General features: G+C 42.5%; 17 protein-coding genes. 3 read left to right on the forward strand and 14 right to left on the reverse strand.

Annotated features, from left to right (window positions below):
* Nucleotides 1–6 precede the first annotated feature (6 nt).
* The 3 genes from comX to degQ all read right to left on the reverse strand — a co-directional run bounded on the left by comX (nt 7) and on the right by degQ (nt 1,368).
* Nucleotides 7–168: a competence pheromone ComX gene (gene comX / locus M1M80_RS16480; protein WP_003241045.1), complete on the reverse strand. Its 162-nt coding sequence runs from the start codon at nt 166–168 to the stop codon at nt 7–9.
* A gap of 14 nt (nt 169–182) precedes the next feature.
* Nucleotides 183–1,043 carry a polyprenyl synthetase family protein gene (locus tag M1M80_RS16485; RefSeq protein ID WP_032732270.1) on the reverse strand — a complete coding sequence of 287 codons (861 nt, stop codon included), beginning with the start codon at nt 1,041–1,043 and terminating at the stop codon, nt 183–185.
* A 184-nt stretch (nt 1,044–1,227) separates the two neighbouring features.
* Nucleotides 1,228–1,368: a degradation enzyme regulation protein DegQ gene (degQ, locus tag M1M80_RS16490; protein WP_003220708.1), complete on the reverse strand. Its 141-nt coding sequence runs from the start codon at nt 1,366–1,368 to the stop codon at nt 1,228–1,230.
* Between the two features lie 179 nt (nt 1,369–1,547).
* On the opposite strand from degQ, the gene M1M80_RS16495 reads away from it, so the two are divergent.
* Together M1M80_RS16495 and M1M80_RS16500 are read left to right on the forward strand one after the other, a co-directional pair.
* Nucleotides 1,548–1,715 (forward strand): hypothetical protein, encoded by a 168-nt coding sequence (locus tag M1M80_RS16495; protein ID WP_119914210.1) that lies wholly within the window; start codon nt 1,548–1,550, stop codon nt 1,713–1,715.
* A gap of 112 nt (nt 1,716–1,827) precedes the next feature.
* Nucleotides 1,828–2,196: a YuzC family spore coat inner layer protein gene (locus tag M1M80_RS16500; RefSeq protein ID WP_003241042.1), complete on the forward strand. Its 369-nt coding sequence runs from the start codon at nt 1,828–1,830 to the stop codon at nt 2,194–2,196.
* Here the strand turns inward: M1M80_RS16500 and pdeH are convergent.
* The 7 genes from pdeH to M1M80_RS16535 form a co-directional block, all read right to left on the reverse strand.
* On the reverse strand, nt 2,172–3,401 hold the full coding sequence (gene pdeH, locus M1M80_RS16505) for a cyclic di-GMP phosphodiesterase (RefSeq protein ID WP_060399390.1): 1,230 nt from the start codon (nt 3,399–3,401) through the stop codon (nt 2,172–2,174). The two genes, M1M80_RS16500 and pdeH, sit on opposite strands and share 25 nt — an antisense overlap.
* A 137-nt stretch (nt 3,402–3,538) precedes the next feature.
* Nucleotides 3,539–5,011, reverse strand: a complete 1,473-nt coding sequence (locus M1M80_RS16510; RefSeq protein WP_060399391.1) for a nicotinate phosphoribosyltransferase — start codon at nt 5,009–5,011, stop codon at nt 3,539–3,541.
* Between the two features lie 15 nt (nt 5,012–5,026).
* The gene (locus M1M80_RS16515; protein WP_060399392.1) at nt 5,027–5,578 is read right to left on the reverse strand and encodes a cysteine hydrolase family protein; all 552 of its coding nucleotides are present in this window, start codon (nt 5,576–5,578) and stop codon (nt 5,027–5,029) included.
* Nucleotides 5,579–5,674: 96 nt separating this feature from the next.
* A complete protein-coding gene (locus M1M80_RS16520; RefSeq protein WP_019259337.1) occupies nt 5,675–6,073 on the reverse strand; it encodes a YueI family protein in 399 nt (132 codons plus the stop codon).
* A gap of 71 nt (nt 6,074–6,144) precedes the next feature.
* Complete coding sequence (locus M1M80_RS16525) at nt 6,145–6,393, reverse strand: YueH family protein (RefSeq protein ID WP_060399393.1); 249 nt, start codon at nt 6,391–6,393, stop codon at nt 6,145–6,147.
* Nucleotides 6,394–6,465: 72 nt separating this feature from the next.
* Nucleotides 6,466–6,687: a spore germination protein gene (locus M1M80_RS16530; protein ID WP_003241034.1), complete on the reverse strand. Its 222-nt coding sequence runs from the start codon at nt 6,685–6,687 to the stop codon at nt 6,466–6,468.
* Nucleotides 6,688–6,750: 63 nt separating this feature from the next.
* Nucleotides 6,751–7,857, reverse strand: coding sequence for an AI-2E family transporter (locus M1M80_RS16535; protein ID WP_060399394.1), 1,107 nt, complete (start codon nt 7,855–7,857; stop codon nt 6,751–6,753).
* 136 nt (nt 7,858–7,993) lie between these two features.
* Here M1M80_RS16535 and M1M80_RS16540 point away from each other — a divergent pair, with 136 nt between their 5' ends.
* The gene (locus M1M80_RS16540) at nt 7,994–8,341 is read left to right on the forward strand and encodes a DUF2283 domain-containing protein (RefSeq protein ID WP_409196891.1); all 348 of its coding nucleotides are present in this window, start codon (nt 7,994–7,996) and stop codon (nt 8,339–8,341) included.
* Nucleotides 8,342–8,381: 40 nt separating this feature from the next.
* Here M1M80_RS16540 and M1M80_RS16545 read toward each other — a convergent pair whose 3' ends face one another.
* The 4 genes from M1M80_RS16545 to essA all read right to left on the reverse strand — a co-directional run bounded on the left by M1M80_RS16545 (nt 8,382) and on the right by essA (nt 10,781).
* On the reverse strand, nt 8,382–8,618 hold the full coding sequence (locus M1M80_RS16545; RefSeq protein ID WP_019259340.1) for a YuzF family protein: 237 nt from the start codon (nt 8,616–8,618) through the stop codon (nt 8,382–8,384).
* Between the two features lie 187 nt (nt 8,619–8,805).
* Nucleotides 8,806–9,336: an HD domain-containing protein gene (locus tag M1M80_RS16550; RefSeq protein WP_019259341.1), complete on the reverse strand. Its 531-nt coding sequence runs from the start codon at nt 9,334–9,336 to the stop codon at nt 8,806–8,808.
* Between the two features lie 194 nt (nt 9,337–9,530).
* Nucleotides 9,531–10,262 (reverse strand): (S)-benzoin forming benzil reductase, encoded by a 732-nt coding sequence (locus M1M80_RS16555; RefSeq protein WP_060399395.1) that lies wholly within the window; start codon nt 10,260–10,262, stop codon nt 9,531–9,533.
* Nucleotides 10,263–10,325: 63 nt separating this feature from the next.
* Nucleotides 10,326–10,781, reverse strand: coding sequence for a type VII secretion protein EssA (essA, locus tag M1M80_RS16560; RefSeq protein WP_080030893.1), 456 nt, complete (start codon nt 10,779–10,781; stop codon nt 10,326–10,328).
* Between the last annotated feature and the right edge of the window lie 20 nt (nt 10,782–10,801).

Here is a 10,801-nt window from a genome sequence, read left to right on the forward strand (position 1 = left end):
TAACCCTCAATAGTGCCAATCCATCATTGAATAAATTTCTAATCCTTTAAAACCATTTATTATACATTCAGATTGATCTTTATCGACACCCAATAAACAAGCATTACCTTCCATTACTTCCCTTAAAACATTTGGGTATTTAATTAAGTATCCTACCATTTCTTGCATAATAAATCCCCTCCTTATTTAATCATAACAGACAATAATTTTTCAGTTTTACCATCTTCTAATTTTAATTGTGACATTTCTTTTTTTATTTTCTGGAGAGATAAATGTTTCATCACCAGCAAATATTGTATAACGCCTGCTTCTGTTAATTTTTGTTTCAAAGCCTTCGTATTAATAGAAACAAATTCCTCGGGTTTTTGATATAAACTTAGTAGCTCAACTGAAGCATCATTAAATTGTTTTTTTAAGTATAAGTATGCCAATGTATTTTTTTTCTGAACAAAATCGTTATTTAAGTAAAACAAACCTTTATAATCATTATCGATCTGCGACATAATGCCGAGTTCATAAGAATAAGAAGCTACAATGGGATCGTATTTGCCGGTTGCCAGCATTACTCCCATAACACAGGGCAGTGCTGTTAGCGCTCCTGATTTATTTTTGATCATTTCAAGACAGGCTTCTTCAGTTTTCGGCGCATTCACAATATCATCATGCTGGCCTTGAATTGATTGTAACGCAAAAGTCAATATCTTTTGTGAAAATTCTGGTTCATGACTAGCTTGGCACATAACTTGTATACTTAGGGTGTAAAGAGCTGTTACTGCATTTAAAGCGATAGACGAGTCAATCTTCATCCATACAGCATTTACATTGTCTTTATCCTCTAAGTCATCATAAATATCAAATGAGAGTATAAGCAATTCAATTCCGGCAGCTAGCAATTCAATTGCTTTTTTGTCCTGACCGTTAAAAGCTAGATAATGATGAAAAGCCAAATCAGCAAACTCAAAAGTATCCTTGGACTCAATAAAACTCTGAAGATATCGTTCCAAGTCATGATTCATTATTTTTTGGCTAACAATCTCCTTCATTTTCTCCTTGATTCGGACAGAATCTAAACATATCTGCTCAATAACGACTTCCCCCCTCCCCTTCCATTTTACTAAATGGGCTATCCAAAGGACAGCAGGTTTTTCGTTATTTAACAATCATATAATACTTTATCCATTTATTGTATGGATAGAACAAAAAAAAAGACTTGTTTCCAAGTCTTTTTTACGAAATTTTCATTGCGTAATTGTATTTATCGAGCTGATCAATGCTTTTGTTAATGTTTCGTAATGAATCTGTTGTTTCTTTAATATCAAGTTCGAGTCGGAATAACAATTGTTTTACTTCTTCAAGTTTCTTTTCCATCGTTTCCACACTCCTTTTTTTGAAAGATCAATGAATTGTGTATGGTGAACGAGTCCTAGGTATTTGATCTGTTACTAATAGTGTATCTGCTTTTGGCTTATTTTTCACCGAAAAGTATATAAAAAAGTCCTGCGTGACACCGCAAATATCAATAGGTCCTTGTGCTCAAAGGGATCACAATGAGAACGGGACTATATTTCTATGCAGAGGAGCGTTTCTTTCCCCTGAAATTGAGAAAGATTCTTAATTCCCTTGATTTTAACGTGTTTCGCATTTTCACTAAGCAAGACTATAGTCCTTCATACCGTATTTTCAAAATTAAATATGCGATTCTTGGCGTATCCTGACCGACAAACACCGAAAAGACCGCAACGCTAAAGTTGTGGCCTTTTCGCTTTGTCATATTCGGCTATTTGAGATCTATACATATAGAAACATCCTTTTGTGTGAGGTGCTCCCATGAGATATCATTATCCTTGGTTTTACGCCTATCCGTATGAGATTCGCCGCCCGCCTGCTCCCGCTGTCCAAACAGATACCTTTATCCGTTCAGCGAGAGAGGCCGCAGGGCTGATCGCCGATGCCCAGCTCGTTTTAGGCCGCATTGCGGGCTCGCGGGAGCTCTCGCGCCGCATCCTGACCGCAGCCGAGCAGTCAGATAAACAAACTGTAAAGCGCCTGATCAAACAAATGGGCGTCAGGCATGAAGTGGATGCGGTCTTTAATCCCGACGGCATCTACATCAGCCTCATCGGGACGCAAAGCCGAATGATTCTTGCTTTGCGGTGGTCAGAAGACCGCAATCACTTTGCGTCCATAAGCTTATGACACCACTCCAGAGCCTCAAGATAACATTCATACGCTTCTTCTTTGTCCAGTTCTTTGCCTAATTCTGTGCAGGTGTCCCAGTTGTTGCTTTCAATTAATTTCACAAGCTCAAGCATTTGGTAGTAGTCGTTTTGATGGCCTAATAACGCTTGCCCGACTTCATCTTTTAAAGGCAATTCTTGAATAATATCCTCTATTTCTCTGTGCAGCAGGGTGTCTATGAGAGAAAACATTCCGATCAGCATATAAGAAGCAGGCTGCGGCCGGGCTGTTTTTCTCGCCAGCAGTTCACAAAGCTTAGCTCTCATCAAAGAAATCTTAATGATTTCGTGCTTGCTGGAATTCCCTTTTCTGCTTAAATCCTTAAAGGAAAGAATGTATATCCACCGTTTGATTTCATTAAAGCCAAGCAGCATAATGGCCTGTTGAATGCTTTCAATTTTCTGGCTCAGTCGGCTGTGGGATGAGTTTAAAAATTTTAAGATTTGATAGGACAGTGATAAATCCCGCTCTATGTACTCTGTCACACGTTTTATGTTAGGCTGTTCTTTGCTCAATTCGTTAAGCAGTTCATAATAAGAATAGAAATGAGTCGACAGATCATGCCCGCTGATAATGCGCGGCTCGCTGAAAAAGTAGCCCTGGAATAATTGAAATCCATCTTGGGCTGCCTGTTTATATTCTTTTCGGGTCTCTACTTTTTCCGCTAAAAAAATCAAACCGCTGCAGCCGTAGGTTTGCAAAATTTTTCTGCGTTCCATTCGTGTTGTTTTGAGAAAATCAATTTTCAATATATCAATATAGCTCATGAGCTTTTCCAGTAAGTCTTCGTTTTGCGGATTTATGGCATAAAAATCATCAAGCGCCAGCATATACCCCATTTTTTTCAGCTCTCTGCATCTTGAGATGAGGGCCGGCGTGATCGGTATATCTTCAAGGATTTCAATGACAAGCTGTTTCGGATTGAAGGAGGTGGGAAGATTCGAGAACATCAGGCTTTCCGTAAAATTAACAAAACAGCGTTTCCCTTCCGTCAGCTTCTCAATACCGATGTTTAAAAAGCTGTTGATCACCAAATCTGTTGTTGCCTGATCGCCGTCTTTAGCGCTATACACATTCTCTTCACTCTCTCTATACAGCAGTTCATAAGCAACAACCTGTTCTTTTCTATTAAAAATAGGCTGTCTTGCAACAAACACCCTCATTGGTTTATCCCCCTTACAATGCGCGCGGCTTTCACCCCTAAGTATATCAAATAATTTGACGAAAATTGTCTAAACATGAAAAATAATATATTCACAAAGAAAAACTGGCCTCTTCGCGAACGAATGGCCAGTTTTCTTTATTCTTCTTCAAGCTCTTCATCAAGTCTGCTTTTCACTTCGTGGATCCGCTGCATTTTATTACTCCAGCAGTCCTCGCTTAAATCAACCGGATATTCCTCCGGCTTGCTGATTCTCTTATATTCCTCCCACAGCAGGCTGAGGTTATCCTGCACATACTGCTGTATGTCTGAGATCTCAGGGTTTTGATAGCAAAGAATACCCTTTTCAAAAATCAGCTCATGAAGATCCTTCGCATAAAAATTCGTGACAAATTTGCTGATGAATGTATGAACCGGGTGGAACATTCTGAGCCGCTTCTGATCATTCACCTGCTCATCATAAAGCGCAATATAGTCGCCTTCAGAATGATGATTGGACTGATTGATAATGCGGTATACTTTCTTTCTGCCCGGTGTCGTCACTTTTTCAGGATTGGACGAAATTTTAATCGTGTCGACCATTTTCCCGTCTTCTTCAATGGCAACGAGCTTGTAAACTGCGCCGAGAGCCGGCTGGTCATAGGCGGTAATCAGCTTCGTACCGACACCCCAGACATCAATGCGCGCTCCCTGAGCCTTTAAATTCATAATGGTATGCTCATCCAAATCACTTGAAGCAATGACTTTCGCGTCTGTAAACCCTGCTTCATCAAGCATTTTCCGGGCTTTTTTTGACAGGTACGCCAAATCGCCGCTGTCCAGGCGGATGCCAATGAAATTGATGCGGTCTCCGAATTCCTTAGCAACCTTAATCGCATTCGGCATGCCTGAACGAAGCGTGTCATACGTGTCGACTAAGAAGACGCAATCCTTATGCGTTTCCGCGTATTTTTTGAAAGCTGTATATTCATCGCGGTAAGCCTGCACAAGCGCATGCGCATGCGTGCCGGATACCGGGATATTAAAGCGCTTTCCAGCTCTTACATTGCTTGTTGCGCTGAAGCCGCCGATTAAGGCTGCTCTCGCTCCCCACATGGCCGCATCCATTTCATGCGCCCGTCTTGTTCCAAATTCAAGTGCGACTTCATCGCCGATGACGCCTTTAATCCGGGCAGCCTTTGTTGCGATTAATGTTTGGTAGTTCACAATGTTGAGCAAAGCCGTTTCAATCAGCTGTGCTTCTACCAAGGGGGCCTCCACCCTCATAATCGGCTCATTGTTAAAGACGAGCTCTCCTTCTTTCATGGAGTAAAGAGAACCTGTAAAAGATAAACCGCGCAAATATTCAATAAAATCTTCATGATACCCGAGCTCATCCTGTAAATAACTCAGGTCGCTATCCGTAAACTTGAAATTTTCCAAGTATTCGATGGCTTTTTCCAAGCCCGCAAATACCGCATAGCCATTTTCAAACGGAAGCCTTCTGAAAAAAAGCTCAAAAATCGCTTTCTTTTCATGAATGCCGTCTCTCCAGTAAGTTTCTGCCATGTTGATTTGATAAAGGTCTGTATGTAATGACAGGCTGTCATCTTTAAATCCGTACTCTAACACTGTTTTTCCCCTTCCTTACTCTGCCACTTGCGCTCCGATGCTGTTTGCAAAATGGGAAAGAGCCCATGCGTGCCCCTCCTGATTAAAGCTGGCAACAGCCTGTTTATGCACAACAATCCGGAAACCTTTGTTGTATGCGTCAACCGCTGTATGCAACACACAAATATCTGTGCAGACGCCGGCAAGATGCAGCTCGCCAATCTGCCGCTCTCTGAGTTTGAGCTCTAAATCAGTACCCGCAAAAGCAGAATATCTCGTTTTTTCCATGTAGTAAACATTTGGTTCATGTTCATGTTTCTGATATAGAGGCAAAAGCTTTCCGTACAGATCTTTTCCTTCCGTGCCTTTTATGTTATGCGGAGGAAAAAGACGGGTTTCAGGGTGATATTGATCCCCTTCATTATGAGAATCTACTGCTAATACGACGTAATCACCGTTTGTGATGAATTCTTCGGTCAAATTGACGATCGCCTCTTCAATCATTCTGCCGGGCTCCCCGCAGGTCAATTTTCCGTCACTCGCCACAAAATCATTCGTATAATCAATACAAATAAGTGCTTTTTTCATAGCCGGCCTCCCCGCCATCAGTATGAGAACATTATATCTTATCTCCAGTTGTAAGTGAATTGCCATGAACAAAAAGACAAACGATCCGTTTGTCTCTTAAGGTTTCAGCACTGACCGGTTAAAAATGTCGTCCTGAACATATATCAATTCACGATTCATAGCGATATCAGCCGCAATCACAAGGCCTAAAGGCGTATGAAACTGAAGATCAGATACGATCTTGAAGTTCACTCCGTTCCGGTTCGCCATTTGGATATAGGGAGAGTAAGACTGGTACTGAAGCTCTCCATTAATCAAAAGAGTGATGTTTTTGCTGTTTTTGAGTGCGTGTTCCGCTTCTTCATACGGTTTGCTTCTGAGCACCTGTCCTTTCGTCAGTGCCAAAAGGACTCTTTCCCTTAATGAGCCTAAAAACAAATGGCGCTCGTCTGGCTTTGTCTCCAAGGGCCCATACATTCCTTGCTGCAAATAGAGATCCATTTTATCATCACTCAAAAGCTCGTCCTCCCGTCTTGTTTGTCTTCATTATCACCTGATCAGGCAGGAGCTAAACTTTCAATGGCCGTTTACATTTCTGTTACCCAATGAATGATTTTTTTGGCCAGCTCACCAGCCGGGCCTTCCTCTGTACGCCGGCGCAAAGAAGCTTCCAGCCGTTCAGGCAGAGATGCTTTATCTTCTTCATAAGAAATGATCGTGCTCCACTCCAGCTGCGGAACCGCTACAAGCGTGCGCAGTTCTTTTCTGTTTTCATGCAGATACACGTCCGTGATCATTCCGGTTTCTGTATGGATATTCGCTTTTCTGATTTTCATAACATAACCTCACTATTCAAAGACTAACCATATTATACAATAAAAAAAGCAACAGCCTCTCCGAAAAGGCTGTTACCCGTTAAACGACACTGTTTCATCAATGATATCGGCATCTTTGAGGATGGTTTTACTGTGTTCATTATTGATCTTTATATAATCACCTAATTGAAACGCACCCGATCCCGCTCCGGTGTGATCAACGCTTTTCGGCGAAATCGCAAACACATCTCCAAAGCTGGCCGCTGCATCACCTGATATGGACATAATATAAATCGGACCTACAATCGCAGGCATTTCCCCACCTCCGCATTGACTTACAGCATCATATGCAAAGAGGCGCAAATGGTGCCCGCCTATTCAGCGGGCTTTTGTGTTTTCTTCAAGGCGTGACCGCTGACGCAGTTTGATTAAGCGGACAATATTCAGGAAGAATGCCTTCACTACCGCGTAGACCGGCACCGCTAAAATCATGCCGAGAATTCCGCCGAAGCTTCCGGCTCCGATCAACAGCAAAATAATTGTAAGCGGGTGCGTATTCAGCCGCTTTCCAATCACAAGAGGTGACAGCAGGTTCCCGTCAAGCTGCTGAACGACGACAACTACAATAATCGCAAACAGCGCTTTGGCCGGCGAATCCATAAAACCGACAATGACAGCCGGCGCAGCACCGAGAAAAGGCCCGACATAAGGAATGATATTGGTAATCGCCATGACAATCCCAAGAATCAGGGCATACGGCAGCCCGGCTATTAAGTAGCCAATAAAACACGCTGTTCCGACAAAAAGACAGATTAACAGCTGTCCCTGAAAATAAGCCGCAAGCGTATCGGATAAATCTTTAAAAATCTTCAAGCCTTCTGTCCGATATGAAGCCGGAAGAATTTTCACTGCCAAGTTCGGAAAGCGGTGTCCGTCTTTCAGCATATAAAAAAGGATAAATGGAACAGTGATAATAACAAGCGTGATGTTTGTCACGACGCCAAACACCGCAGATAAACTGGACGTGATATTTTGCGGCAGGTTTTGGAGAAAGCTTGTCAACGACTGTTCAATTTTTGATATCGATACATAATCCTGATTCATCATCCAGGTAAACCATTGGGAATGGGACAAATCTTTTGTCAGCGCCTGAATCTGTTTTATATAATCAGGAAGATTGTTAAACAGCCCTGTAACCTGCGATGTAATAACAGGTCCGACCGACGCTGAAACGAAGGCAAGCAAACCGATAAAGAGTAAGTAGATCAATAGAATGGATAATGTCCGCGGAATTTTTTTCTCAAGCAGGCGGACGACCGGATTAAAAATGAAATACAAAATTCCCGCAATCAGCATCGGGAAAAACAGTGTCGAGATAAAAACAATAAACGGCTGAAATACAAATGAAACTTTTGTTGCTACGTAAATAATCAGCAAAACAAATAAAATCTGCAATGTCCAAAAATGGACTTTTGATTTCAACAAGCTTTGTTCCTCCTAGTTTTTCTTTATGTGTCAGATAAAAGGACTTATACCCCATCATTGTAACAAAAATGAACTCATATCAGAACTCTTAATATGATGAAAGGAGTGTTGGTGATGCAGGCTGTGACATACTTATATCCACCTTCTTCATCCGAAAGAGAGCAGGAATGTACGGTCTGATGAGCTTAAAGTCAATGATTGTATCCTGCTGGATATCGGCCAAAACGGCAAAATCGCCGGATTCGAATGTTTGGGTGAGGCAGCACTGCTATGTGCCCCGTTTGCCGGGAAATCCCGGCCATATGTAAAAGATGCAGACAGCTATCACTTTCGTGTTCGTCAACAGGCTTCAGTCCGTTCCAGCTATACAGTGTACGGTGTCACTTTTTGTTTTTCAGATGGCGGCTACCAGGAATTTGCCGGTTTTGACCTTGACGAATCGATGTATTACAGTGCGTTTTTGCAGCGCTTAACTGAAAAATAGGACGTCCCGATGTACGCCTATTTTTCATGCGCAAGCACTGTTAAACCCGCTCACTGTAATCTGGCGTGACGGAAATCATGTGCTGGATTCTAATCAAACAAACAGCATTTCGGGCTCCTTCAATTGTGATATGGTCAGGGTTTACATCGATCAGTCTGCCTCTGACCGTATCTCGTACTGTCTGTATAACGAACCTTGAGCCGATGAGCTTTTTAATGGTCTGATAGACATAAGGATCGACTAAAGAGACCAGTTGCGGGCTACCTTGGTTGACCATACTTCAATCCCCTTTTTATGTTTTATCTCAGCTTATGCCGCAATTATGGATAATGACACAGGCTTCCCTGATAAAACGAGGGGTGCGGGGATTTTAGGAGAATATGTTTGGAAGCGGGTGTAAAGGAAATGGTGATGAAGCGGAGACAGCGTAGAAAGCTGGCGCTGTTCCGTGTAAAAAGCGGGATTTATACTTGCTTTATCATGGATGCCTGGGCTTGGTCGATTAATTGGTCCAGCTTTTCTATTTTTTGACGTGCAGTTGAAGGATCAATTTGACGGTAATGATGGTGGCCGCCCGGCTCTTCATCAAGTTCGTCCGCTTTTTTGACAATCTGCTGCAGCGTGTTTTTATCTAATTCACCTTCAGGCAAATAGGAATCGGTATGAAGCAAAATGGCAAGGGCAATTTCTTTTGCCGCTTTCGGTTCCTCGCCAAGCCGAATCAGAAGCTTATGCGCCCGTTCCGCCCCTTTGATGGCATGAATGTCATTTCGTTTGTATTTCTCATAATCCCACTCACCGTCCGTATACCATTCATAATGGCCGATGTCATGCAGCAGTGCCGCTTTTGCAGCTAAATCAGGGTTGATGCCAGCCTTTACAGACAGCCTGTATGCATGATAAGCGCAAGCAATCGCATGTGCTACGCCTGAGCGCTGCATATATTTTTGTGCAATTGGATGGGTGAAAACATCCATTAATGTAACCTTTCTCATGGAAACCCCTCCTTTAGATATTTTTAGAATCCTAACATAATTTGCAGAGAAACTCAATTCTTATGTCACATCATTTTATCTTCTTATCATCATTGTTATACCCTAAAAGCAGAGTTTCAGTCAGTATATGCGGCTGTTCAACAAAGTGCGCGGACTGTTGCCTTTTTATAAAAAAAGAGCAGAAAATCTCTGCTCTACAAAAACTCTTTTATATCATAAATGCGGCCGTTTTCCGCGCCTGTTTCTAATAAAGAAAGCAGCGTATCGGCAATAAAGGCCGGACTGCGAAGGCTTCCTGTTTCATTTAATTTCCGGAATCGTTCAATGTCGTGGAAATCCTTTTTCGATGAAGAACGGATGACGGCTTGCATCTCAGTGTCCATAACACCCGGTGAGAAAGAAATCATGTTCACCGGCAGTTCTTCATCCTCCTGTTCAAATCCGAAAGTCCTCGTAAACATGTCAAGCCCTGCTTTTGAGCTGCAATACGCGCTCCATCCCTTGTATGGGTTTTTGGCGGCGCCTGACGTAATGTTGACAACCGTTTTTTTGCCGCTGTATGAAGCAAACCGTCTTGTAAACAGCTGACTCAAAAGCACGGGCGCTGTCAGGTTCAGCTGATAATGGCGCTGCAGTTCATCAAGAGACGCTTCGCCGGCGCGTTTGATCGGTGTTACCATTCCAGCGTTATTGATCAGGGTAATACCTGAATAACGATCTGGATTGATGGATGAAAGCAATGATTCAAATTGCTGTTCAGCTTCTTCGAGATTGATGAGGTCTATTTGATGCTGCGTCAGTTTTTCATGTGAGACATCAGCTTTTGTCCTGGATAAAGCATGGACTTCATGGCCCTTCTCTAAAGCCTGCAATGCGATGGCTTCACCCAGTCCTTTTGACGCTCCGGTAATGATATAAAGTTCCATTGGAAACCTCCTCCTTCCGTTCCTATTGTACGTACCGCTTTTACTCAACACAAGCACGGGAGCCTATGCCTTTTTGTTCTCCTGTGCTGTGACTTTTGGGATGAGGAACACAATGCCTGCTATTCCGAGCAGGATCAGCACGACATAGATAATCGGAAGCAGCAGAGAAGATGTTTCTTGTTCTTCTTCTGTTTCCGTGGATGATGCCTTTGTGATTGGTTTTTCAGCAAAGGTAATCCCAAGCTGTTTCGATTGAGCCGCAATCGTGTTGGATTCCTCGGCATTTGTTGATGTAAACAAATCTTTTAACAGCTCTGCATCCTTATCCTCCGGCTTATCAAAGGTGATATCCTTCTGTTCTTCAGGCAGTTCTGTTTTTTCTTCATAGTAGGTATCTTCATGCAAATAATTCGTATCGATTTCAATGTCTTTTTTCTCATATTGGTTTGGCGCGACATCTGTATTTTCTTCGGTTTCGGCAGCGGCGGCAGAGGGTATGAAAAGGGAAAAGGAGAGCATACAAATCATGATCCCCTTTT

It is taken from the genome of Bacillus inaquosorum, assembly GCF_023238325.1.
Classification (GTDB): Bacteria; Bacillota; Bacilli; order Bacillales; family Bacillaceae; genus Bacillus; species Bacillus inaquosorum.